General features: G+C 61.0%; 20 protein-coding genes. 12 read left to right on the forward strand and 8 right to left on the reverse strand.

Annotated features, from left to right (window positions below; all coding sequences use genetic code 11):
- A partial coding sequence (locus EVC45_RS39240; RefSeq protein WP_129963490.1) for a 2Fe-2S iron-sulfur cluster binding domain-containing protein occupies nucleotides 1–450 on the forward strand: 450 nt, incomplete at its 5' end.
- A gap of 329 nt (nucleotides 451–779) precedes the next feature.
- Here the strand turns inward: EVC45_RS39240 and EVC45_RS39250 are convergent.
- Both EVC45_RS39250 and frmR read right to left on the reverse strand, forming a co-directional pair.
- On the reverse strand, nucleotides 780–1,889 hold the full coding sequence (locus tag EVC45_RS39250) for an S-(hydroxymethyl)glutathione dehydrogenase/class III alcohol dehydrogenase (RefSeq protein WP_129963491.1): 1,110 nt from the start codon (nucleotides 1,887–1,889) through the stop codon (nucleotides 780–782).
- Nucleotides 1,890–1,943: 54 nt separating this feature from the next.
- Entirely contained in the window at nucleotides 1,944–2,219 is a 276-nt protein-coding gene (gene frmR / locus EVC45_RS39255; RefSeq protein ID WP_129963492.1) for a formaldehyde-responsive transcriptional repressor FrmR, read from the reverse strand.
- A gap of 156 nt (nucleotides 2,220–2,375) precedes the next feature.
- On the opposite strand from frmR, the gene EVC45_RS39260 reads away from it, so the two are divergent.
- The 8 genes from EVC45_RS39260 (at nucleotide 2,376) to EVC45_RS39295 (ending at nucleotide 13,449) form a co-directional block, all read left to right on the forward strand.
- Nucleotides 2,376–5,846 (forward strand): adenylate/guanylate cyclase domain-containing protein, encoded by a 3,471-nt coding sequence (locus EVC45_RS39260; RefSeq protein ID WP_129963493.1) that lies wholly within the window; start codon nucleotides 2,376–2,378, stop codon nucleotides 5,844–5,846.
- Nucleotides 5,847–5,870: 24 nt separating this feature from the next.
- Entirely contained in the window at nucleotides 5,871–6,920 is a 1,050-nt protein-coding gene (locus EVC45_RS39265) for a patatin-like phospholipase family protein (RefSeq protein WP_129963494.1), read from the forward strand.
- A gap of 61 nt (nucleotides 6,921–6,981) precedes the next feature.
- A complete protein-coding gene (locus EVC45_RS39270) occupies nucleotides 6,982–7,596 on the forward strand; it encodes a hypothetical protein (protein WP_129963495.1) in 615 nt (204 codons plus the stop codon).
- Between the two features lie 380 nt (nucleotides 7,597–7,976).
- The gene (locus EVC45_RS39275; RefSeq protein ID WP_129963496.1) at nucleotides 7,977–9,308 is read left to right on the forward strand and encodes an FAD-binding oxidoreductase; all 1,332 of its coding nucleotides are present in this window, start codon (nucleotides 7,977–7,979) and stop codon (nucleotides 9,306–9,308) included.
- Nucleotides 9,309–9,340: 32 nt separating this feature from the next.
- Nucleotides 9,341–9,691, forward strand: a complete 351-nt coding sequence (locus EVC45_RS39280; protein ID WP_129963497.1) for a RidA family protein — start codon at nucleotides 9,341–9,343, stop codon at nucleotides 9,689–9,691.
- 354 nt (nucleotides 9,692–10,045) lie between these two features.
- Nucleotides 10,046–11,095, forward strand: coding sequence for a proline racemase family protein (locus EVC45_RS39285; protein ID WP_129963498.1), 1,050 nt, complete (start codon nucleotides 10,046–10,048; stop codon nucleotides 11,093–11,095).
- The gene (locus EVC45_RS39290; RefSeq protein ID WP_129963499.1) at nucleotides 11,095–12,108 is read left to right on the forward strand and encodes an aldo/keto reductase; all 1,014 of its coding nucleotides are present in this window, start codon (nucleotides 11,095–11,097) and stop codon (nucleotides 12,106–12,108) included. The genes EVC45_RS39285 and EVC45_RS39290 overlap by 1 nt, the downstream gene beginning before the upstream one ends.
- A 192-nt stretch (nucleotides 12,109–12,300) precedes the next feature.
- Nucleotides 12,301–13,449 carry a branched-chain amino acid ABC transporter substrate-binding protein gene (locus tag EVC45_RS39295; RefSeq protein WP_129963500.1) on the forward strand — a complete coding sequence of 383 codons (1,149 nt, stop codon included), beginning with the start codon at nucleotides 12,301–12,303 and terminating at the stop codon, nucleotides 13,447–13,449.
- Between the two features lie 256 nt (nucleotides 13,450–13,705).
- On the opposite strand, the gene EVC45_RS39300 is transcribed toward EVC45_RS39295, so the two are convergent.
- Nucleotides 13,706–15,193: a PAS domain S-box protein gene (locus EVC45_RS39300; protein ID WP_129963501.1), complete on the reverse strand. Its 1,488-nt coding sequence runs from the start codon at nucleotides 15,191–15,193 to the stop codon at nucleotides 13,706–13,708.
- A 565-nt stretch (nucleotides 15,194–15,758) separates the two neighbouring features.
- On the opposite strand from EVC45_RS39300, the gene EVC45_RS39305 reads away from it, so the two are divergent.
- The gene (locus tag EVC45_RS39305; RefSeq protein ID WP_129963502.1) at nucleotides 15,759–16,949 is read left to right on the forward strand and encodes a TIGR03118 family protein; all 1,191 of its coding nucleotides are present in this window, start codon (nucleotides 15,759–15,761) and stop codon (nucleotides 16,947–16,949) included.
- Between the two features lie 468 nt (nucleotides 16,950–17,417).
- Here the strand turns inward: EVC45_RS39305 and EVC45_RS47785 are convergent, their stop codons facing one another.
- The 3 genes from EVC45_RS47785 to istA form a co-directional block, all read right to left on the reverse strand.
- Nucleotides 17,418–17,552 carry a hypothetical protein gene (locus EVC45_RS47785; protein WP_306770853.1) on the reverse strand — a complete coding sequence of 45 codons (135 nt, stop codon included), beginning with the start codon at nucleotides 17,550–17,552 and terminating at the stop codon, nucleotides 17,418–17,420.
- Nucleotides 17,553–18,084: 532 nt separating this feature from the next.
- Nucleotides 18,085–18,852 carry an IS21-like element helper ATPase IstB gene (gene istB / locus EVC45_RS39310; RefSeq protein ID WP_129963503.1) on the reverse strand — a complete coding sequence of 256 codons (768 nt, stop codon included), beginning with the start codon at nucleotides 18,850–18,852 and terminating at the stop codon, nucleotides 18,085–18,087.
- Between the two features lie 12 nt (nucleotides 18,853–18,864).
- Nucleotides 18,865–20,388 (reverse strand): IS21 family transposase, encoded by a 1,524-nt coding sequence (gene istA / locus EVC45_RS39315; RefSeq protein ID WP_129963504.1) that lies wholly within the window; start codon nucleotides 20,386–20,388, stop codon nucleotides 18,865–18,867.
- 470 nt (nucleotides 20,389–20,858) lie between these two features.
- On the opposite strand from istA, the gene EVC45_RS39320 reads away from it, so the two are divergent.
- Both EVC45_RS39320 and EVC45_RS39325 read left to right on the forward strand, forming a co-directional pair.
- Nucleotides 20,859–21,161, forward strand: coding sequence for a hypothetical protein (locus tag EVC45_RS39320; RefSeq protein ID WP_129963505.1), 303 nt, complete (start codon nucleotides 20,859–20,861; stop codon nucleotides 21,159–21,161).
- A 405-nt stretch (nucleotides 21,162–21,566) separates the two neighbouring features.
- Nucleotides 21,567–22,277 (forward strand): pentapeptide repeat-containing protein, encoded by a 711-nt coding sequence (locus tag EVC45_RS39325; protein WP_129963506.1) that lies wholly within the window; start codon nucleotides 21,567–21,569, stop codon nucleotides 22,275–22,277.
- Between the two features lie 323 nt (nucleotides 22,278–22,600).
- On the opposite strand, the gene ctlX is transcribed toward EVC45_RS39325, so the two are convergent.
- Nucleotides 22,601–23,563 (reverse strand): citrulline utilization hydrolase CtlX, encoded by a 963-nt coding sequence (ctlX, locus tag EVC45_RS39330; protein WP_129963507.1) that lies wholly within the window; start codon nucleotides 23,561–23,563, stop codon nucleotides 22,601–22,603.
- Between the two features lie 50 nt (nucleotides 23,564–23,613).
- Nucleotides 23,614–24,642: an ornithine cyclodeaminase gene (locus tag EVC45_RS39335; RefSeq protein WP_129963508.1), complete on the reverse strand. Its 1,029-nt coding sequence runs from the start codon at nucleotides 24,640–24,642 to the stop codon at nucleotides 23,614–23,616.
- Nucleotides 24,643–24,863 lie beyond the last annotated feature (221 nt).

Raw genomic sequence — 24,863 nt, forward strand, 5'->3', positions numbered from 1 at the left:
CCGGACTACCGCGATCGCGAGGTGTTCATCTGCGGCCCCGGCGGCTATATGGACGCTTCCAGAAAGATGCTTGTGGAGGGCGGGCACGACCCTGCCCGATATCATCAGGAGAGCTTCAACTTTGCGGAGACTGTGGAGTGCGCTCAAGGCCCGGTCGCGGAGCCTGGCGCAGAAGCGAGCGGGGAGGTAGGTTATACGGTGCAGCTGGCGCGCTCGGGTCGCAGCTTCTCGATGGACGGGTCACAGACCGTGCTCGTCGCTGCGCGAAAGGCCGGCGTGCCCCTGCCGTCGTCATGCAGCCAGGGCATTTGTGGAACCTGCAAGACGAAGGTACTCGAAGGCACCGTGGACATGAAGCACAACGGCGGCATTCGCCCGCGTGAAATCGAGAAGGGCATGCGCTTGATGTGTTGCAGCCGTCCGACTTCGGATCTGATTCTGGATTTGTAGCTTATCCCATTGCTGCAGCGCCACGACTTCAACGTCGTGGCGCGCACTTTCTCGCTGGTTAACGTAACGGGATTTCCACCACGCTCCGCGGCGTCTATCCGGGTGAAGTATCTCCAACGGAGATTCGTGGGATCGGAGTCGGCTTCGCTACCGCGGACTCTCGTGTCGGCGCGGCGCTGGGCACGTTCTTGTTGCCTTTGGCAATGGATACGCGAGGCATCGGCGCCTCGCGTATGAGCAACTGCAGATCACGCGGCTAGCCGCTGCCACGAGCGGCGGCGCCGGCGATGTTCCCGGCGCTTTCCCAATGCCGCGGTCATCCTTCAGTGTCAGTAATGAACGACGGTCCGGATCGATTTGCCCTCGTGCATCAAATCGAAGGCTTCATTGATGCCAGAGAGCGGCCTGGTATGGGTGACGAACGGCGCGAGCTGGATCTTGCCCTCCATCGCGTCTTCCACCATGCCCGGTAGTTCCGAGCGGCCCTTCACGCCGCCAAAGGCGGTGCCCAGCCAGCGGCGGCCGGTCACGAGCTGGAACGGACGGGTGGAGATTTCCTGACCTGCGCCGGCCACGCCAATGACGACTGACTGGCCCCAGCCACGGTGCGCGCATTCGAGCGCCGCACGCATCACGTTGACGTTGCCGATGCATTCGAAACTGTGGTCCACGCCCCAACCGGTCATTTCGACGATGACCTGCTGGATGGGCTTTTCATAGTCCTTGGGGTTGATGCAGTCGGTTGCCCCGAAGGCGCGCGCCAGGTCGAACTTGCCCGGATTGGTGTCAATGGCGATGATGCGGCTCGCCTTGGCAAGCTTTGCGCCCTGGATCACGGCGAGACCGATGCCGCCCAGCCCGAATACGGCGACGGTATCGCCTTCCTGCACCTTGGCGGTGTTCTTCACCGCGCCCAGACCCGTGGTGACGCCGCAGCCAAGCAGACACACCTGCTCGGGATTGGCTTGCGGGTTGATTTTGGCCAACGACACCTCGGCCACCACGGTGTACTCGCTGAACGTGGAGCAGCCCATGTAGTGATAGATGGGCTGGCCGTTGTAGCTGAAGCGGGTCGTGCCGTCGGGCATCACCCCTTTGCCCTGGGTGGCGCGCACGGACACGCACAGATTGGTCTTGCCGCTCTTGCAGAACAGACATTCGCCGCACTCCGCGGTGTAGAGCGGAATCACGTGATCGCCGGGCTTTACGCTGGTCACGCCTTCACCCACTTCCACGACGATGCCAGCGCCCTCGTGACCGAGCACGACGGGGAAGAGGCCTTCGGGATCGTCGCCCGAGAGCGTGAAGGCATCGGTGTGGCAGACGCCGGTATGCGTGATCTTGATGAGCACTTCGCCCTTGCGAGGCGGTTCGACGTCGACCTCGACGATCTCGAGGGGCTTACCTGGCGCAAACGCAACTGCAGCACGCGATTTCATAATGTTCCCGTTAAAAAATGGCAGCCAACTGCGGCCTGGAATTCCCGCAATGAACTAGCGCAGATAGGTTCGAACGAGGGTCACGACATCATCGATCGACCCGGACGAGGCATCCGCGGATCCCGCGAGATGCGTGAACTCCTCGCGAAGATGACTTTCGAGCACGCCGGCCATCACGCCGTTGATCGCCCCGCGGATCGCCGCCAGTTGCTGGAGCACCGGAGCGCAATCGGCGCCTTGCTCCAGCGCGCGCTCGAGCGCGTCCAGCTGGCCGCGAACCCTGCGCACGCGCGTCAGCACGCGCTTCTTTTCTTCGGGGGAATGAGGCATGACAGCATCGATATGTGGATACTATGGGGCAGTATAGACGAATACTAGGAGGGAGTATATGCCTCGGGCGCAAAGCCAGCTGGATTGCGGGCCTCTTGCCTCGGTGCATCCGGCGCATAATGGGCCCATGTTGGTCCCTGGCCACAAAGAGGTTATATGCGCTGCACCAACTGCGGGTTCGACAATCTCAGCCGGTCCCGATTCTGCGCAGCCTGCGGGTCCATGCTGACGTGTGTGTGTCCCCGTTGCGGGCGTGAGGCGGCGGTAACCGCGCGATTCTGCAGTGAGTGCGGGGCGCCGCTCAGCGAAGCGCCGGCGCCGGAGGCGGAGCCGGCGAGCTTCGCTCAGGAACCGCCGCCTGCGCCAGTGCATTACACGCCCCATCATCTTGCCGAGCGTATCCGTGCCGAGCACGTCGCGATGGAGGCAAGAGGGCAAACGGCCGGCGAACGCAAAACCGTCACGGCGCTCTTCGCCGACATGGCCGGTTCCACGGCTTTGATCCATGGTCTCGACCCGGAAGAAGCGCATCACCTGATCGAGCCCGTCGTCGCGCTGATGATGGAAGCCGTCCATTACTACGAGGGCTACGTTGCCAAATCGCTGGGTGACGGCATCCTCGCGCTGTTTGGCGCGCCGATCGCCCACGAAGACCATCCGCAGCGAGCGCTTTTCGCCGCGTTACGGATGCAGCAGGCGATGCGGCGGCACGGCGACCGTGTACGCCTGGAAAAAGGCATTCCTCTGCTGGTCCGCGTGGGCGTACACACGGGCGAGGTCGTCGTGCGCTCGATCCGCACCGACGATCTGCACACCGATTACGACCCGGTCGGCCACACGATCCACATCGCGTCGCGCATGGAAGGCATCGCCACGCCCACGTCCATTCTGGTGAGCGAGTCGACTCACAAGCTGGCCGAGGGCTATTTCGAGTTCAAGCCGCTGGGGGCGGCCCAGGTCAAGGGCATCCCTGAACCGCTACCTGTGTACGAGGTGCTCGGCCCCGGTGCGCTGCGCACGCGATTGCAACTGGCCGCGCATCGCGGCCTCGCGCGGTTCGTCGGGCGCGAGGCCGAAATGGCACACCTGAACCAGATGCTGGAAGCGACCCGGGCAGGGCGGGGGCAGGTCGTCGGCGTGGTCGGCGAAGCGGGTGTCGGCAAGTCGCGGCTCTTTCACGAGTTCAAGGAGCGTTCGCGGCGAGGATGTCTGGTGCTGGAGACATTTTCTGTTTCGCACGGCAAGGCGTTTGCCAACTTGCCGTTGATCGAACTCATGAAGAGCTATTTTCAGATCACCGCGCGCGACGACGAGCGACGCTGCCGGGAAAAAGTCATCGGCAAGGTATTGACGCTCGAGCGCAGTTTCGAGGATCTCGTGCCTTACCTGCTGTATCTGCTCGGCACGGGCGAATCCGCTTCCACGCTGGCGGACATGGATCCAAAGGTTCGGCGGGACCGGACATTCGATGCGATCACGCAGGTCTTGACGCGCGAGAGCCAAAGCCAGCCGATCGAGCTGCTGTTCGAAGACCTGCAATGGCTGGACCGGGAGACCGAGGCTTTCCTGGTCTATCTCGTCGAGCGCGTGCCGGGCAGCCGTATCCTGCTGCTGGTGAATTATCGGCCGGAATATCAGCCAGCATGGAATTGCAGTCAGCTCCGGCTTGAATCGCTTGGTCCGCAAGAGGCCCATGGGCTCCTCACGGCCCTGCTCGGCGACGATGCCTCGCTTTTGCCGCTCAAGCAGCGGATCCTCGAGAAGACGGAAGGCAACCCGTTCTTCATGGAGGAAGTGGTGCAGACGCTCGCGGAAGAGGGGTGCCTGCTCGGCGAGCCGGGGCACTACCGGATCGAACGAACTCCCACCGCGCTGCACATTCCGACCACGGTGCAAGGCGTGCTCGCCGCGCGTATCGATCGGCTCCCGCTTGCGGAGAAGGAGCTGTTGCAGACGCTCGCGGTGATCGGCAAGGAGTTCCCGTTCAGTCTGATCCAGCGTATTTGCGGCGGAGAGCTGGCACGCACGGACGATGATCTGCGCGAGCTGCTCGCCCACCTGGAAACCGCGGAGTTCATCTACGAGCGGCCCGCTTACCCGGAGGTGGAGTATTCGTTCAAGCATGCGTTGACGCAGGAAGTGGCCGGGCACTCGCTGCTGACCGAGCGGCGCAGCGCGTTGCACGAGCGCACCGCGAAAGCCATCGAGGCACTGTTCCCCACCCGGATCGCAGACTACTGCAGCGAACTCGCGCATCACTACAGTCTGAGCGGCAATATTCCGAAGGCCGTGGAGTACTTGCACAGTGCCGCGCAGCAGGCGCTCAGGCATGCCGCTCATCTGGATGCGATGCATCACCTCGGTGCCGCATTAGGCTTGCTCGATCGATTGCCCGATACGCCGGCACGTGCGTCTCGTGAGGTGATGCTGCTGCTATCGCTGGGCCCCGCCTTGATGGACGTGCGCGGCTATGGATCGCCGGAGGTGGGCGCGACCTATACGCGTGCGCGCCAGCTGTGCGAACAGCTGGGTGAGACGTCGCAACTTTTCGGGGCGCTGCTTGGATTGAGAATCCACCATTATTCGCGCGCGCAGTACGCTACCGCGCGCGAACTCGGAGAGCGGATGCTTCACATGGCGGAGCAGGCACAGGATGCGGACTGGCTCCTGGAGGCACACGGCGCACTCGGTGCCTGCATGTTCCTGCAGGGCGAATTGGGTGCCGCCGCGGCGCACCTGCAGGAGGCGCTCACTCTCTATGATGCCGAGCGGCATCAGGCCCATGTGTTCGCACATGGCGTGGATCCAGGAATCCGCGCGCTGAACTTTCTGACCGTCGTGCTGTGGCTCCAGGGATATCCCGATCAGGCGCGCAAGCGCAGCACGGATGCGCTCGCGCTTGCGCAGAAGCTCGCCTACGGGCCGACGCTCGCGTTTTCGCTGGCTTACGCGGCCGAGTTGCATCAGCTGCGGCGCGAGACCCCTCTGGTTCGGGAACGAGCCGAAGCGACCATCTCTGTCTCGACTGAACACTGCTTGCCGTACTGGCTCGCCTGGGGAAACATCTTTTCAGGCTGGGCGCGGGTCCAATCGGGAAGTCCGCAGGACGGTATCGCCCAGTTTCGCGAAGGGCTGAGGGCCGAACAATCCGTTGGCGGCGAGGATCAGCGCTCGTACTTTCTGGCGGCCCTTGCCGACTGCCAGTGGAGGGCCGGCGACGCCCAGGAGGGCTTGCGCACGCTCGGGGAGGCCATGGCGATCGTGGAGGCAACCGGCGAGCATTACTACGAGGCCGAATTGCATCGGCTCAAGGGAGTCATGCTGCTCGGTTCGGTGAGGGACGATGACCGTGTAATCGCTTGCAGCGATGAGGCGCAAGCCTGCTTTCTCAAGGCGATACAGGTGGCTCGCGCGCAGGGCGCCAGAGCACTGCAACTGCGCGCGGCATCGAATCTGGCCCGCCTGTGGCAGCGTGCGGGCAGAGCGGGCGAGGCGAAGCAAGTGCTGTCGGAGGTGTTCGACACATTTACAGAGGGTTTCGACACCGGCGACTTGCAAGAAGCCAGCGCATTGCTCGACGCGCTTGGATCGAGCAATGCGCGAACGATCGATGGCGTGCGTGGATAACCGTACCGGCCGAGGAGGTGGCCTATGGCGACGAATCGAACAAGAAGCCACGACGCGGCGGCGCCCAGGTCGATTGCGCTGGCTCTGCAGGGCGGCGGAATGCATGGCGCGTTCACGTGGGGCGTTCTCGACCGGCTACTCGAAGACGACAGGCTCGAGATCGAAGGCGTGAGCGCGACCAGTGCCGGCGCGATGAATGGCGCGGTACTCGCCTACGGACTGTTGAAGGACGGCGAGAGTGGTGCGCGCCAGGCGCTGCACGACTTCTGGCGGGCGGTCGCCCAGTCGGCCGAACGCTACAACCCGCTGCGCTGGTTGCCGTGGCTCAAGGCCTCGCATAGTTTCGGGCTCGATCATTCACCGCTGTACGCGGTCGCCGACATGATGTTGCGGGTGTTCTCGCCCTACCAGTTCAATCCGCACAACCTGAATCCGCTGCGCGAAGTGCTCGAAAGCCAGGTCGATTTTGCGGCGCTGCGCGAGGCATCTCCAATTCTGCTGTACCTGTGCGCGACCAACGTCGAGACGGGCAAGATACGCCTCTTCACGGCAGAGGACATGTGCTCGGATGCCGTGCTCGCCTCCGCCTGCGTACCGACGCTGTTTCATGCTGTGAAGATCGCCGGCGAGCACTACTGGGATGGCGGTTATATGGGCAACCCGCCAATCTATCCGCTGATCTATCACTGCAAGACGCGCGACGTCGTGATCGTCCACATTAACCCGCTCGTGCGCCCCGGCGTGCCGGTCACGGCGGCCGACATTCTGAATCGCGTCAGCGAAATCAGCTTCAACTCGTCGCTGATGCGGGAAATGCGCGCGATCGCGTTCGTCACCGACCTGATCCAGCAAGGCAAACTCGTTCGCGACGAGATGAAGGAAATGCTGATCCATTCGATCCGCTCGGACGCCGCGATGTGCGCGCTCAGCGCATCGAGCAAATACAACGCGGATTGGGATTTCCTGTGCGAACTGCGCGACAACGGTCGAAAAGAAGCCGATGCATGGCTCGCGCAGCACTACGCGGATATCGGCCAGCGCTCGAGCATCGACATTCGCGCGGAGTTTCTCTGAGTATCTAGCTGCAGCGAGCGTCGGGCAGCCGTGGGGTGACAAAGTGCGCAAAGGAGCAGAAATGACAGACATGCAGGGACGCTTCGTCGAGTTATGGTCGCGCAACGGGGGAGCGCGCGCCGAGGCTGTCTATGCCGATCTCGCGCAACGCTATGGGGAACCCATTCGTCACTATCACACGTTGCGTCACATTCGCCGCTGTCTGCGCTATTTCGATCTGGTGCGCAACATCATCCCCCATCCCGATCTCGTGGAACTTGCGCTGTGGTGCCACGACGTGATCTATGTTCCAGGCGCAGGGGACAACGAGCCGCGCAGCGCGGACTGGCTTCGCCGCTCGGCCGACGATCGCATGGCCACGTGCGAGCGCATCTGCGCAATGATCCTCGCCACCCAACATACCGGCGCGCCGGAAGAACCCGATGATCGCTTTGCGTGCGACATCGACCTCGCTGTGCTAGGCGCAGCGAGGTCCCGGTTTCTCGCGGACGGCGTGCGCGTGCGGAACGAGCGCTCCGATCTCGATGACCGCGCGTATGAGATGCAGGAACGAAGGTTCCTGGGCAGCCTGCTTGCACGACCGCGCATCTATTTCACGGATTATTTCCATGCGCGATGCGAGATGCGTGCTCGCGGGAATCTAACGTGGCGGCTCGGGCTGGAGACGCGGGAATAACTCGGGATGTTCCACTGCTGCGGGCGCGCAATTTTGCAGAGTGCGAAATTGAACCTGCGGGACGGCATGTCCACCGCTCCAGGCGAGCGTTGAGACTCAGTCTTCGGCGTCCCGAACCGCGTTGCCAGACGCGATGCTGCTTCGCCGGGTACCAAATCGCGCCAAAAGAAACCGTACTGAATCTCGGCATCACGAATCGTGATGTTACGAGAACACGGCGCATGCGTCGGCAATATGGGAACAGCCAGAATCATTGGGAAGCCATCTTTGGATGGACATGCGAACGAGATGATGCGACTGCCCGAGATGATGTTCGCTGTGCTGTCGCGGGGCGCATCGGGCGCCGTTCAGTTAGCGTCTTTGATGGTAGCAACCACTCTATGAATGCCGAGACACCTTCTTCACTTCCCGTAGACGCTGCTGGGAAATATCCGACGTATCAGCATGGCTCCGGTTGGAACGCCATGCTTCCCGAGCGAACTGGGGCTAGGTCGACTCCCGTCCGAAGATTTGGCTCGATCGTGATTGGCGGCGGATATACCGGTTTGGCCGCGGCGCGCCGCATTGCCGAATTGCGACCCGACGAGCAGGTGCTGGTGCTGGAAGCATCGACAATCGGTGAAGGGTCTGCGGGGCGCAATTCGGGATTCGTCATCAACGTTCCCCACAACACCAGGATGGGCGGCCATACCAGCCCGCTGGAGGTCGCCCGCAAGCAGCTACGTCTTTACGATGAGGGTCTGCACTGGCTCGGAGGGCTGGTGCGGGAACACCGGATCGATTGCAACTGGAACGCGGTTGGCAAGTTCCATGCGGCGGCGAGCGACGCGGGCGTGCAGAACCTCATCGCCTCGCTGGAGCAGTACCGCCAATGGGGTGTCAGTTTTGAGGTACTCGACCGCGACGCACTGCAGGAAAAACTCGGGACGGCTTATTACACGTTTGGCTACCACTCACGAAACAATGTATTCGTTCAGCCTGCAGCTCTTATTCGTGGCCTCGCGGATTCCCTGCCTTCAAACGTTGTGCTGGTCGAGGGCGAGCCGGTTGTTTCGCTGAGTGAGTCGTCACCATTCCGCGTCACAAGCAGTAGCGCGCAATACACCGCCGATCGGATCGTGCTGGCGAACAATGGATTCGCAAAATCCTTGGGTATCCTGCGCGACAGACTTATCACGATCTTCACATACGCGGCTCTCACGCCGCGGTTACCGGAGTCCGAGCTGAAAAAGCTTGGCAATTCGGAGGAGTGGGGCGTGATTCCGGCGAACCGTCTCGGTACGACCTTGCGACGCGTGCAGGGTGGCCGATTCATGGTGCGAAGTGCCTACTCTTACGAACGCGAACAATCGCCCGCCGATACGCTGAACCAATTGACGAGCAGCTATCAGCGCCGCTACCCAAACATGAAGTCTCACAAGTTCGAATATGTGTGGGGTGGAACGACAGCATTGACGCGCAATGGCGCAACGTTCTTCGGCGAGTTGCGACCGGGATTGTTCGCGTCTTTAGGCTGTAATGGAGCAGGCGTGCTGAAGGGAAGCACCTACGGCAAGCTGCTGGGTGAGATGGCCATGGGCGCACAATCACCATACCTGTCTGACGCGCTCAGTCTCGAGGGCCCGAGTTGGCTGCCGCCTGAGCCGTTCCGTCGCATTGGGGTTGTCTCGGCAATCAAGTATCAGGCAGCACTCGCTGGTCCGGAGCGCTAATTCTTTCTTGTCGTGAATGAGGAAACGAAGCAATGGCTGAAATCAGGCGCGCTCACGTAGGAAGACGCCTTTCCGAGGTTGCTGTACATCAGGGCATCGTCTATCTGGCAGGACAGGTGCCTGGCGATATAACCGAGGACATGGCAGGGCAGACCCGCCAGGTACTGGCCTCGATCGATGCGCTCCTTGCGGAACATGGGTCGGACAAGTCGCGCATCCTCTCCTGTCAGATTTTCGTCTCCGACATGTCGCAGGTCGCCGCAATGAATGAAGTTTGGGACGCGTGGGTCGTGCCCGGCCATACGCCGCCTCGCGCCACCGTGGGTGCAGTGCTGGCTCAGCCCGAGAAACTCATCGAAGTCGTGATCGTGGCGGCCGCCTGAATGGAGGCTACTCAACTCTCTCGAACGTTCCGAGGTCAGCAACTGAAAGCGCGCGGTGCTTTAGCCGGAGAGTGACGATCACAGGCCACGTGGTCCGCTTGCGTTGCCAGGAGATGCTACCTTTCGGCGGCGGACCCGAGGAGGTCGCCGGCTTGCCCACCGTCCCAACCGCTAAAGAGCGACGCGGCGTCGACTCATTACTAAAAGTCTGGATTTTCCCCAAGAAAATGTTCCTGCTATTGCGAATTTGGACTTGGTACTCTGAAGCAGCATATCGAGTGCGCCGCAAAAAAAGAACTGATCCGGCCAATCTGCGTGGAGCCTCGGTACGCTTTCCTTGGAGGAGCGTTACCAATGAGTTTCAAAAGAATGTTCCAGGCGGTTGAGACCCATTCCGGCGAGCCGATGCGTGTAATCACGGGTGGCGTCCCCCATATTCCGGGCAACACGGTGTATGAGCAAATGCGGTGGCTCGAGAAAAATGACGATCAGATCAGGATGCTGATGCTGAAAGAGCCGCGGGGGTACCCCCCCGTTTGCTGCAACCTGATTGTGCCCGCAAAGCATCCGGATGCTGCTGCCGGGTACATCATCATGGAGCAGAACGAGTATCCGTTGATGAGCGGCGGCAACACCATTTCCGTCGCCACCGCGCTGCTGGAAACGGGGATGATCGCGATGCACGAGCCGGTTACGGAGTTCTTTCTGGAAGCGCCCGCCGGTCTGATCGGTATCAAGGCGGAATGCAGGAACGGCAAGGTAACGCAGGTGACCTTCAAAAACGTTCCCGCTTTTGCAGCCCATCTGGACGCGGTCATCGATGTGCCGCATCTTGGCAAGGTCACGGTTGACGTGGCGTGGGGTGGAATGTTCTATGTCATCGCGGATGTACGTCAGTTCGACGGTCTGAAGCTGGTCCCGGAACAGGGGCGCGAGATCACGCGCGTGTCGGCTCTGATTCTGAAGGCGGCTCAGGACCAACTGCCCGTCCAGCATCCGGATTACCCTGGCATCGGGATTACCGTGTCCCAGCTCTCCGGCCCTACCGACAATCCGAATGCAGACTGGCGCAATACTGTGACGGTTCAAAACGCGCCGATCGACTTTGAGAATCCTGCCACGTGGACTGGTGCGCTCGATCGATGCGCATGCGGGACGGGGACGTGCGCGAAAATGGCGACCCTGTACGCGAAAGGAAAGCTCAAACTCAACGAATCTTTCCGTCATGAAGGCATGCTCGGTGTCATCTATACGGGCAATCTCGTCGAGGAAGTGATGATCGGCGAGTACAAGGGCGTCGTGCCGACAGTCTCGGGACAATCGTGGATCTATGGTTTCAGTACCTACGTGCTGGATCCCAGCGATCCCTTCACGAATGGTTTTACTGCTGGTGATATCTGGTGATGAATCCTGTCGCAAAGCAAAAGTGGCCGCGTTCCGGCCTCGAGACGACCGTGATGGGTTTCGGCGCGGCCCAGCTCGGCAACTTTTTCAGGCCGATCACCGAAGAGGACGCCGCTGCGCTCATCAAATCGGCGTGGGATGCGGGCGTGCGCTATTTCGACACTGCACCCAGCTATGGTCACGGTTTGAGCGAGGCGCGTTGCGGCCAGGGTCTTCGCTGGTATCCGCGCGATCAGCTCGTCCTTTCGACCAAGGTGGGACGACTGCTCAAGCCGCGCAAGCGCGCCGAGATCGACTTCGCGCCGTGGGTCGATGGTCTGCCGTTCGAGTGGCATTTCGACTACAGCTATGACGGGACAATGCGATCGATCGAAGACAGTCTGCAGCGCATGGGGCTGGCGCACATCGACATCGCACTGATTCACGAAGTCGACGTATATACCCATGGAAGCCGTCAGCCCGACATCTTCGAAGCCGCGATGTCAGGCGCAGCGAAGGCGCTGCTGCGCCTGCGCGATGAAGGTGTCGTCAAGTCGATCGGCGTGGGCGTGAACGAATGCGAGGCGGCGCGGGAAGCCATCGAGCGCGTCGACTTCGACTGCCTGTTGCTGGCTGGTCGCTATACGCTGATCGAACAGGACGCGCTCGACACCCTTTTGCCAATGTGCGAGCAATGGCAAGTGTCGGTGATCGTCGGCGGCGGCTACAACAGCGGCATTCTGGCGACCGGTGCGGTTGCTGGGGCGAAGTACAACTACGCACCGGCGCCCGAGCCGATTCTGGATCGTGTACGCAGGATCGAGCAGGTGTGCCGTGAATTCAACGTTCCACTCAAATCGGCTTCATTGCAGTTCGTGGTAGGACATCCTGCGATTCCAACAATCATTCCGGGCGTGCGAAGTCTCGCGCAACTCGATGAAAATCTGCGGACGTTCAAGGCCGATATTCCGCCCGAATTCTGGGTTGAGCTCCGGCGTCGGGAGCTGATCCGGCCAGATGCGCCGACGCACTGAACATCGCACCCAACCCGTAGATACCCGGATCGACAGCCTGTCGGCGTGCCTGCGCGCCGCCCCTCGACCTCACGAGCCAAGAGCGCAGCACGTTTGCCCAACCCATTCAATCCAATTTGCGCAATACTCAGTAGCCTGCACGCCCTCGAAGCTGGAGTTCGCGAGGTCTTCCGCACACCCAGGAGTGAACCAATGCTCAACACCTCCAGTAAACGCTTTACGGCTGGGCTGGCTGCCGTCGCCATTTTGCTCGCAAGCAGCCAATCGTTTGCACAGCAGGTCGTGAAGATCGGCGTATCAGCCCCGCTGACCGGCGCCGGAGCCGCCAACGGCAAGGACATCGAGAATGGTGTTCGCCTCGCCGTCGAGGAAGCCAACGCCCAGCACACGAAGTTGGGCGGGCAGGAGGTCCACTTCGAGCTGGACTCCGTCGATGATCAGGGTGACCCGCGCATTGGCGTGCAGGTTGCCCAGAAGCTCGTCGATGATGGAGTGGTCGTCGTGGTGGGCTACTACAACTCCGGAGTCGCGTTGCCCTCGTCGCCGATCTTCGCCAAGGCCGGCATTCCGTTGATAGACCCCGCCGCCACGAACCCGGCCATCACCAGGCAAGGGCTGAAGAACGTCTTCCGAATTATCGCCACCGACGCGCAGAACTCCGGCAATGCAGGAAACTACGCGGTAGCGGTCACCAAGGCGCAGCGCATTGCAGTGATGGACGACCGTACGGCATTTGGCCAGGGAGCCGCGGAGGAATTCAAGAAGGCTGTCATCGCGGCCGGCGGCCATATCGTCGCTTCGGAATATACCAACGACAAGGCCGTTGAATTCAACGCTCAGCTCACGAATATCAAGGCGGCGAACGCGGACCTCCTGTACTTTGCCGGCCTTGATAACCAGGCGGCCCTTCTTACCAGGCGGATGAGGCAACTCGGCATGCGCACGCAGTTCGTAGGAAGCGGTGGCATTGCCGACAGCATCTTCCTCGGCGTTGCCGGCAGTGCTGCCGAGGGCGCAATGGCCTGGGAGTACGGGCGGCCGGTCGAGTCCCTTCCCCAGGGTAAAGCGTTCGCGGAAAAATTCAAAAAACGATTTGGCGCGGATACCTTGACTTACGCGCCATTCGCCTACGACTGCGCGGGGGTGGCTATCAGCGCGATGAAGCAGGTAGATTCCGCAAAACCTGAGGTATTTATGCCGGCGTTGCGAACGATTCAATACAACGGCATCACCGGAAAGATCGAATTCGATTCGTACGGTGATCTGAAACACCCCACCTCGACGCTTTATCAGGTGAAAGGCGGCAAGTGGGTGCCCGTGACCACCATCGGCGCCGAGTGACTCGCTGGGCGGTTGTGGTTGAGCCGCCGACGGCGGGAATTATCGGAAGGGTCCATTCATCGCTCGTTATCTTCAACGGCCGGCGAGGGCCGGGGCTGTGTGAAACCGCCGAGTAGACTGGCCGTTCGGAAAACTCGGCCCTTCAGCTTGCGCGGCATTGGCCTGGCAGCAACCCGGGAAGGGTAACGACATGCGAAAACGGGTAGTTTCGCGTTTTCTTCGTGCGGCTCGGGGACGAAATCGCGCTCCTGTGAGGCTATAGGCGGGCAACGGCTTCTGCGGGCCACTCAGCCTGCACGCAGAATCCACCGTTCTTGCCGTTTTCAAAGGTCACGGTTCCGCCTAATTGCCGCACTCGCTCGCGTATGCCGAGGAAACCAAACGCCTTCTCTCTTGCAAGTCCGCTCGGGGCACCGATGCCGTCGTCACTAATACCAACCACACAATGACCCTCTGCAACCTCGATGTTGATTGAAACCTCAGTAGCCTGTGCGTGCCGGGCGACATTCGTGAGTGCTTCCTGAACGATACGGTAGATGGCCGTCGCGGCGGTTTCATTGAATTCGATTGCGCCAACCGACGATTGGATGCGTGTCTTTACCTTATAGCGTCGGCCGAAGTCGTCTGCGAGCCACTCAATGGCGGGTAGCAGTCCCAGGTCATCTAGTAACGTTGGTCGTAAGTCTGCCGCGATGCGCCGCACGGCGACCATCATCCCATCAATCTGCGAGGCAAGGGTTCGAGCGCGTGATGCCATTTCTGGCGTGCTCCGCCCCTCGGCTGTCGCGTGTTCGAGTTCGGCGGCGTACATCTTCAGCGCCGTCAGCTGCTGGCCCAGATCGTCGTGCAGTTCCCTCGCAATGCGCGCCTTCTCGCTCTCTCGGGCGCGTTCGGCAGCCGCTGCCACCTCGCTAATCCGCTCGAGTTCCTCAAAGCGGCGACGTTCGGTCAGATCACGGGTCACCTTCGTGAAGCCGCGCAGAGTGCCGGATTCGTCACGGATTGCAGAGATCATCACGTCCGCCCAAAAGCGCGACCCATCGCGCCGTACCCGCCAGCCTTCCGCCTGAACCCGGTCGTTCACGGCCGCGGCACTGAGCAACTGCTGAGGCAGGCCGGCAGCCTGATCCTCAGGCGTGTAGAAAACGGAAAAATGGCGTCCAAGCACCTCCTCGGCCACGTATCCCTTGATCGCTTGCGCCCCGCTGTTCCACGACGTGACTTCGCCGCTGGGGCTCAGCATGAAGATGGCATAGTCGCGCACGCTGTCGATCATCAGCCGGAGTCGCTCTTCGCTTTGGCGTAGCTTCTGCTCGTAGAGATGCCGCTCGGAGGCATCGAGCGCAACAGCGGCGAAACCGGCCAGGTCGCCCTGCTTACGCTGCTGCGCGCTGATGATTACGTTTGCCCAGAATCGGGTCCCGTCCCTGCGGGTATGCCAACCTTCGTAGCGGGCGTGCCCGACCGAGGCCACATGGAACAGAAGCTCGTCCAAGGGGGGTGTCCCTTGGGGTTCCGGGAAGTGAAGCGCTGAAAGCGGCTTGCCGACGATTTCAGCAGCGCTGTAGCCTGTGATGCGCTCGGCTGCAGGGTTCCAGGTCTCGATACGCCCGGTGGCGTCGAGCATGAAAATCGCGAAGTCACCGTCGATGTCCAGCATGAGGTGATAGCGCTCCCGAGCCGGGGCAGTCTCGCCAAGGCCCGTCGCTTCGTCTGAACCAGCTGATTGCTTTTCAGAACTCACAACCGTCTCCCGTCCGCACACCTTTGCGCATGTAGTCTCGGCGCGGCCATCTGGCTCCCAGAGACGGAACGCGGTTCACCCAAGCCAGTCGCACACCTGATGTAAAACGTGCAATTGACCTACCTCCCGCAACCTGAACCACTGGCACCTCAACCACCGGGAGTGTCGCAGACATGAGGTGGAAGGAGTTGATCTGAGTCAGTTCACAATAGATTGGCCGTGGACCTCCAGCTGGAAGGAGCCCGCTCCGTACTCGCGTCGAGTATCCTCTATTCGATCGATAAATACATCTGTGCCACCGGTCTTCCTGGCGGGAGGAGGTGGCACGATAAGGCTCGTGAACGAGCGCACAAGATACGGACGATTGCCTCCATTGTGCACAGACCGGAAAGCGCCGCCGCTCAGCCAGTCTCATGACCTTTTGTCGCGTTGGATCCGTCAGCACGGTGTGGGAGCGCGATCCCATCGGGTGGTTAGCGGAGTTTCTGGTGTAGAGGGGGAATATATGAAGTCCCTCGGTCGTTTAGCTTGCGGCGATTTCTCGCCAGTGCCGAGGAGGGTAGCTATGTCTCAGATCTCGCGTGGTTTCAAAGCGGCGGCTGCGATCGTGCTCGTCGCCGGTTTCACAATCGGGCATGCCGCTGCTGATGATGCCTATGTCGTCACACCGCTCGTGTCCAACGTGGCAGGCGCTGCCCCGAAGGTCGACGGGGTCCTGCAGAACGCCTGGGGTATTGCCTTTAGTCCGGCAGGAAGTCCATTCTGGATCAACGACAATGCCACCGGCTGCTCCACGCTGTATGACGGCGAGGGGACAAAGGTGACGACGCTGCAGGTCGCCATCCCGCTGCCAGGCAACGTCATACCGGCCGGCACCTGTCATCCCGTCCTTCCCACGAATCCACCGAATCCCACGCCCGCGGCGCCAACCGGGATTGTATGGAATTCTTCGTCTGCGTTTCTCGTGCCAGGTACCAGGACTCCAGCCGTATTCATCTTCGCAACTGAAGATGGCACGATTTCAGCTTGGGCCGGCGGGGTGAATCCGGCGAACAACGCCGTCATCGCGGTCGACAACTCGGCCAATCCCTCCGCGGCCAGCGGGGCTGTCTACAAGGGACTCGTATTCGGAGTGAATGCGCAAGGCGGATTCCTGTTTGCGACGAACTTCCGTTCGGGTCGGATCGATGTATTTGGGCCGAACGGGTCAGACGGCCTGTTCACGCCCGCGACGACCGACGGCGGCTTCGCCGACCCGAACATCCCAGCCGGCTATGCCCCGTTTGGCATCGCGAACATCGATGGGGACCTTTTCGTCACCTACGCAAAGCAGGACAAACAGAAGCACGACGACGATGCAGGCCGCGGTCGTGGATTCGTCGACGTATTCGATACCGACGGCCATCTGCTGCGTCGCTTTGCAAGCCGAGGGACGCTCGACTCGCCGTGGGGTATCGCGCGCGCATCGTTTGCGTTCGGCCGCTTCAGCGGCAAGATTCTCATTGGCAACTTCGGCGATGGTCGAATCAATGTCTTCGACAATGACGGCACGTTCGTCGATCAGTTGGAGAATGAGTTCGGCAATCCACTGGCTATCGACGGTCTGTGGACTCTGACACTCGGTGGCGGCCACAATTCGAGCCCGGACACGCTGTACTTCTCGGCCGGTCCTAACAAGGAAACCAATGGGCTTTTCGGGATCATCGCTCCAGTAGGCGGCTCCAGGGAGCGAGCGTCCATGCAGCACGGACAATAGCCGGCAGTGCGCGGCTCTCTGGGCTCGCGATGTCGCTGACCATTGAGACGATATCGATCTCAGTACCAGACGAAGGACCTCACCTCAGCCGGTCGCGGAACTCGCCAGACGTGACCGGCTCTTCATTATTCCGTGGCGTCTGAAGGCAAGAATGACTCGTGGCAGGCAATTCGCGTCCTTCCAGACTGAGCTTTACCCGCAAGTCTGGTGATCCACTGGATCGGTATAGACTTCAGTCATACCGTCGATGCACCGGCAGCGGATCGGCGGTCAGGGACCATGACAGCGGCTGTGAATAGTGTGGGTGAGTATTGAGAGAACGGGATATGGCAGGTTTGCATCATGAAGGCAAAGGTTCTGTTTGCCGGACTGCTGCTTGGCGCGATTGATTGCGCGGCGGCGCCGGGTTATTACAACACTTGCTCGGCGTATCCGGCTTATCCGTGCGAGTTCTATGCCGGGTGTCCGTCACGCGGCCAGCCATGCGTATTCCTCGGCGGTGGTTTCCACCGCTTCGACGACTTTGACCATGACGACGGCTTTCACCATGGGTTCCATGGTCACGCTCACTTCGAGCAGGGCGGGGGCCACAGCGGAGGTCATGGCGGGCGCCACTAGGCACCGGCACAGGAGCAAGATAAGGCAGTGTGACTTGCCGTGAGCCAGGCGCTTGCCTTACGGCGACAGAACCCCGCACACATCACGGTGCCAGTTGAACGGGCCGGCAAGGCGATGCCTGACCTTGCTCAGATCGCTGGGCACGTGAAGATCTGGCAACGGGCGTGACACGCAGGTCAATTTTCAAAGCAGCGTATCGGGCCACAAAAAGAAAACGCCCGTGTTGTCCACACAGGCGTTTCCGTGGCCCCGCTACCGCGCCCCAATGAATGATTTCTCATCCGCTTCTGCATCAGGGGCCGGCTTCCGCGCGGCTCGTTTTAAGTATAGGGCACCCGGCGGAATATCCAAGTCGGAGAGACCAGCGCTTTGCACGGCACGCAAGTCGTCTTTAGGTGGGCAAAGCAGGATGTTTGAAAGGACGCTGCGCATTTCGGCGAACGTGACCGCCGATTTCGGGAACGTGACCGATTCGGCGGGGTTGGGCGTTGCGCGGTGTTGATTGTAGATTTCCTTGTTAATTCTGGTCGAGTTCGGGCTCCTGGACGTTGGGTTTTGGGGATGCTTTTCTGAGGGATTCACCGGTGAGCGTGATCCGGTGATGACGCTGCATGAGACGGTCGAGCATTGCGTCGGCGATGGTCTCGTCGCCGATCCATCCATGCCAGTGCTCAATCGGTAACTGGCTGGTGATGATGGTCGCCTTTCCCGCCGAGCGGTCATCGATCATCTCGAGCAGATCGTTTCGAACCATCGCATCGAGGGGCGCCATTCCCCAATCGTCCAGTAGAAGCACGTCGACGCGGGCAACCTGCAGCAGCCATTTTGTGAAGCCGCCGTTGCCGTGCAGAACGCGAAGCTCCTCGCCAAGGCGCGGCACGCGCAGATACAAGGCTGAATGCCCGCGCCGGCAAGCGTATTGGGCCAAGGCGCAAGCGAGCCACGATTTCCCAGCGCCGGTTGGGCCGCTGATGAGCAGGCTGTAGCCGGCTTCGACCCAGTCACCGAGCGCGAGGCTTGTGAGCGAGCGCGGATCGACGCCACGGCCAGCGCGCGTGTCGAGATCTTCAATGGCGGCCTGCGGATACTTGAGGCGCGCCTGCTTGAGTAGTCGGGTACGACGGCGATCATCACGCCAGCTGGCTTCCCGGTCGACCAGCAGTGACAGGCGTTCCTCGAAGCTCAGGCTGGCCGCACCGGGCTGCGTCAGTTGTTCTTCGAGGCCGTCAGCGAAACCGTCCAGCTTCAGGGTGCGCAGTTGCGTCAGTGTCTGTTGCATCATCATGGTGAGTCTTCTTTATTGGTAGTAGCCGGGGCCGCGTACATGCGCGTGGCTTGGGCTGATCCAGTCGGCAGGCGTTGCCACTGCAGCGCGGTCGCGGTTGTTGATCAGGATGTCGCGCACGTGGCGGTAGCGATGCACGCCCAGCTCCAGTGCTAGCGCGCAGGCGGCTTCGAGACGTTCGCGGCCATAGCGACGTGAGAGCGAGAGCAATCCGAGGCACGCCCGATAGCCGTGTTCCGGATGGCGTTGCTCCTGCAGCAGCCGGGTAACAAGCACGCCGGTTGCTGCGCCGATCTGCTGTCCCCAATGAATCAGCCGCTGCGGCGTCCACTCCAGATGAGCGCGGTGCGCCGCCGGCATGTGCTCGACGACGGTGGTGTAGCCACCTGCGCTGTCGTTGCGTGCGTGGCTGGCGACACGACGACCGCGATGCAGCAGTTCGACAGCGCCCGCCGTGATGCGCGCATCGAGTTTGAGACCGACCAGGGCGTGCGGCACGCTGTAGCGGTGTTTGTTGATGTCGACGTGATAGTCGATGTGAACCGTCACCGTCTTGAAGCGCGCGAGCTCATACGGCTGTGCTGGCAGCGGCTGCAGTGCCGGCGCGTCCAGCTGGGCGAATGCGCTGGCGCGACATCCGGGCAGCTTCTGGAACGGCCTCTCATTCAGGTTCCTGAGCAGCGGGTGGATCGCCTCATTGACCGAGTGGACCGACTCAAACCGGTGATGACGCAGGCGCGCCATGATCCAGCGTTCGACCACCTGGACCGCAACCTCTACCTTCGGTTTGTCCTGCGGACGATATACGCGTGCAGGAAGGAATGACGTGCCGTAGTGACGCGCAAAGTCCAGCACGGTGTCGCCGGCGCGAGGTTCATAGCGATCTGGATCGGCAATCATCGCGCGCGGGTTATCCGGCACGATCAGCTGCGGCACTCCGCCATAGAAGGTCAGCGCACGAGCAATGCCGCCCAGCCAGTCCTCCATCGTCTCGGCGGGCGTCGCACATGCGAACGTGTAACTCGATGCGCCCATAGCCGCGACGAAGATGTGCGCGCGGCGCCCGCTCGCCAGCGGCAACGTGGGCCCGGCGAAGTCGACAAACAGCTTCTCGCCGGCGCGGTGAATCTGACGCATCGAGCGCTTCAGGCGTTTCGTGAACGCCTTGTAGTGCCCACAGAACTGCGTATAGCGGTAGGTCTGCCGGTCCGCGAACTCAGCCTGGTATTCCTCCCACAGCAACGTCAGCGTCATGCCCTTGCGACGTAGCTCCTGATGAATGCGTCCATAGTCGGGCTGGGCATAGGCTGCTGGCCCCGTGGGCTTGCCGAGAAGCCGCCGCTCGAGTTCACCTTCATCCATATCGCAGGCGCTTGCCCAGTCCAGCCCGGCGGCACTGGCTAGTCCGATGTACTTCGTGACCACGCCCTTGGATATGCCCAGTGACGCGGCGATCCGATCGTGCGAGAAGCCGCCGTCGAATTTAAGTCGTAAAACGTCCTTGATCATGCGCATGTTCATCCGGTGCGCGGGCATGCTCTCTCCGGCAAAAGCCGGCGAGCATAGCCCGCGTGGTTGATGTCATGCGCAACGCCAATCCTGCCTTCCGGTCCGCTCGGTCACGTTCCCGAAATGCCCGGTCACGTTGCCGAAATGGCCGGTCACCATCCCGAAACGGCCGGTCACGTTCGTCCGGAATACGCAGACGCCCCCCATTGTTCGAAATAAATTAAAAACCGCCGAGCTGAGCGAGCCTGATAACTGCCTCGCGATGTGGGCTCAAACCGGCTCCTGCCGGCGCGTATCAGCTGAAGAAAAATTGGCTTTGCTGCAACGCACAAATGCGTCCATACTAGTCACCGATGAAACCCGTTTCGCACGCAATGCGCTCGGGTGGGCAGCCTGGCCGAGTCGACTGCCACCGCCGGTTCCTCGATGGCGAACTGTCCAGGCGGCTTGCGCGAACAGGCGCTGAACCATTTTCGTCGATAACCCGGGAGGCGGACATGCTGACTTTGGCGGAATTGCAAAGCACGCTGCAAATCGAGTACGAACTGCAGCTTGAAGCAATGGACGAGCAGACGTTGCGTGGGCTGCTCGCGGATCCGATTGCACTGAACCGACTGGTGCCCGCTTTTATGAGCTTTACGGAGGGGCGCCGGATAGCGGAAGCAACTTTTGAACAACTGCTCGCTCGCTCGCCGCTGGGCGCCGAATCAGTCATTCCGCACGACGCCGCGCCGCTTTGGGCGCAGTGGGTCAAATCACTCTGGATGCTGCCACTCTTCAGTGCACGCAAGGGCGAGTAAAGGCGCTCGGTTGACGCGCTAACAAACTGTCACCGGCGCCAGCGTATTGGAATTGTGCTGGACTGCGCATGCCGATATCACGCCAAGCGCCGGAGGGCGACAGCCCGCGCCGCTACATCCTCGACGACGCCGAGCGTCCGTTCAGCCCGCAAGTTGGTGACATTCGCGAGCATTAGCTGAATGGCGCAAACGGGTCCGCTTTCAGTGCACCATCATATCTCCCATGCTCGTCGACGACGTGCTCACTGAGTCTTCGGCGCCATGTATGACGCCACAGAGCGCTGCTGGTAGCGATTCGGTTTGAATCAACATTCAAAAGGCGTGAATTGGGAAGCGTTGCGCCAGTCTGCTTCGATAAACTTCGAGTCAAATTGTGACCAATGAATTTGACAGGAGCGTCCCAACATGACACGGGATCACACTACGACGTCTGAATGCGGTCGGACAGTATCGAACCAGACGCTCAGTCGCGCCGACATTCAGCAACTGATCGCGGACTCGAAGGATCCGTTGTACTTCGAAGACTGCGATTTGGAAGGTATAGATCTCTCGCGACTGGACCTGCGTAGCGCTACGTTTGAACGATGCACCATCATCGAGACATCGTTCTTCGGCGCGACGCTCACCCAGGCTCGCTGGATTAGATGTCGCGCGCGTCAGGCGGATTTCGGGTCGGCGGACCTGGTGGATGCCACGTTCCAGTCGAGCGATCTGAACAATACAAACTGGCGGCGCGCGAAACTCGGCTCGGCACGTTTCAAAGGATGCAAGCTGACCGGCGCCAATATCGAGGACTGCTCCACGCTCGGTCTCGAGTTCGAGGAAACGCTGCTGGTCGGCGCACACTTGCGTCGTTTATCCTTTCGCAAAGCGACGCTCCAGAATCTCGACTTTTCAGATGCCGATCTTGCCGGTGCGGACTTTCGCGACGCCGTCTTTGAGGGTGGCAGCCTCAGAAATGCCCAACTGAAGGATGCCCGGTTTGACGGCGCAGACCTACGCGGAGTGGATCTGAGTGGCCTACGCCTGGTCGACGCCGGAATGTTTCGCGGCGCGACGATCTCGTTCCAGCAGGCGGCGGTCCTGGTTACCGAACTGGGCCTGCGGGTGGTGTGACATTGAGCCTTCCCGGCTGGTTGCGTGACCTCCGAGGCGCGCAGGCAACGCCTGCCCGAACGGCCGCGATCGGGGAATTGGTGGCCCGGAAGCCCCCCTTTAAGCCGGCTGTACCCGCTGAGCTATGTCGCCGCAAAAGCTTCGATTTGCGCAGAGCGAAGGGTTTTGAACGGCTGCTTAGGACAAAGGCGGCTGAACGCGTGTAGCCGGCCATGAGGGAGCCCTCATAGGTTGTTTTCGAACGTCCGCTCGTTATGCCGCAGGCGAGGTGAATAGCCGGCACCTCCGACAGCCAGAGAGGTACAGCGACCGGATAGTCACGACTACGTCGGCATCGCACTCACGGCATTGCGTCTCGCCAGGTGAACACCTGCCAGCATGCACCGTACCGAGCCGCCCGCCATCTCGATGGTTGGCACATCCAGCGGAAGCAATTGCGCGGAGCGCTCGATCAACCAGCGCTGACGCTGCGTCAGGCACTCGAATGCCCGACGGGATAGCGCGAGTACTCGTCCGTCCCGGCCCGTCAGTTCGAGAGCATTGCCAGCGAAGCTGGCGATCTGTGCGTTCTCAAGGGTGATGACGGTACGGCCGGTTTCCGCGAGACGACGATGTATATCGTCGCGGCGTCCTGGGTCGAGGATCAGTTCACTCCCTACCAGCGCGAACTCGGTGGCGACGCTCATCATCACATTGGTGTGATAGACCGGACGGCCATCGGCGTCGGCAGTGTCGAAACACATTGGTTCGAAGTTGAAATGAGTGCAGAAGCGTTCTAGCGCGACGGGATCGGCGCGGCGTGAACGCGCGGCATACGCAACGCGGGCGATGTGATCGAGCACCATAGCGCCCGTACCCTCGAGGAATACGTCGTCATACTCCAGACCCGAATAGTCAATGACGTTCTGGACGCGGTATTCGGCCTTGAGCATCTCGATCACGTCAGCGCGGCGCTCACGGCGACGGTTGACGTTATACATCGGATACAGCGCGATGTGGCCGCCGGGATGTGTCGAGAACCAGTTATTCGGGAAGACGGAATCCGGCGTGCCGTGCTCGCCGTGATCGTCGAACAGGTGCACACGTACACCCGTCGCCGATAACGTGCGCGCTGCCTCGGTGACTTCGTCGTATGCCGCCACTGCGATCGCGCGTGCCTCCGCCTCGCCGCTCTCCAGCGCGGTGCACTGGAACGCGTTGTCCGCGGCCGTTTCGGGGTTTGGAAGATACTGATGTGGCCGGATCATGACGACAGCAGGGGGTGCTTGAATCGACGGAAGAGTCATGAGTTGCGGGAAGTAAAGAATAAATGGGAAGACCAGGGGCCGTGTTCGACTCACCGCCCGAATGCGATGGCTTCGACTTGCGCAAGCGCGGGTTCAGGCTCTGTTTCGCTCGACTTCCCAAGTAATGCGAACAGGTTCTTTGGATCAGTGGCAGGAGGGAGGTAGCGAAGCGCCGAATAATCCTCTAGCGCGAAACCAACTGAGTCGAACACCGTCACCTGCGAAGCACTTTCGCGGCCGGCCGCTTTGCCTTGCAGCACGCGCCACAATTCGGTGACCGGGAAATCTGCCGGCAATTGCTGGATGTCGCCTTCGATTCGCGTCTGAGGTTCGTATTCGACGATCACTCGCCCCATGCGTAACACGTCAGCATGCAACTCGGTCTTGCCCGGGCAATCGCCGCCTACGGCGTTCAGGTGCATGCCTGGTTCAATCATGTCGGGCGTGACGATGGTCGCATAGGTCTTGTCAGCGGTGACCGTTGTGACGATGTCTGCGCCACGCACCGCTTCGTCAGTCGAGGCGGCTCGGACTATCCGCAGCGCTGGAAACACCGATAAGTTGAGCATGAGTTTGGCCGTTGCCTGTTCGTCGACGTCGAACACCCGGATTTCATCAATACCCATCAGCGTGTGAAACGCTATCGCCTGAAATTCGCTCTGCGCGCCGTTGCCGATCAATGCCATCTTGCTGGACTCAGGACGCGCGAGTGCCTTGGCAACCAGTACCGACGTAGCGGCGGTGCGCAATGCTGTTGTCAGCGTGAGTTCCGCAAGAAGCAGCGGATATCCCGTCTCGACGTCCGCCAGGGCGCCGAACGCCATCACCGTGTGAATGCCACGCGCCGCGTTGACCGGATGGCCGTTGACGTACTTGAACGCGAACATCTGTGAATCCGCGACGGGCATCAACTCGATGACTCCGTCCCGTGAATGACACGCGACACGCGGCGATTTGTCGAAGTCGTCCCATCGAAGATAGTCGGCGTGCAGAGCGTCGACCAGTTCGTTCAGGAACCGTGGTGTGCCCAACCGGTTGATCAGTTTGCTGGTGGCGGGTACATCGAGGAAGCGGGTCATGGCTTGTCTCCGGGTTGTGCGCAGCTCTGCGAGCCGCTTAATGAGAGACATTATTTCCGCGAGCTTGACCAACAAAAAGCGACTAGATGTGACAAAATTTGTCCGCAATTGAGCAATTTGCTCAACTTGGCTGGCGAGTTGATCTGTATCGGCTCCGGTTGTCTGGACAAGCTTTTGCAGCTCAGGCGGCCAGCTTCATCAGCCTTTCCTGACGGGCTTCG

The organism is Paraburkholderia sp. UYCP14C (genome assembly GCF_004197395.1).
Lineage (GTDB): Bacteria > Pseudomonadota > Gammaproteobacteria > Burkholderiales > Burkholderiaceae > Paraburkholderia.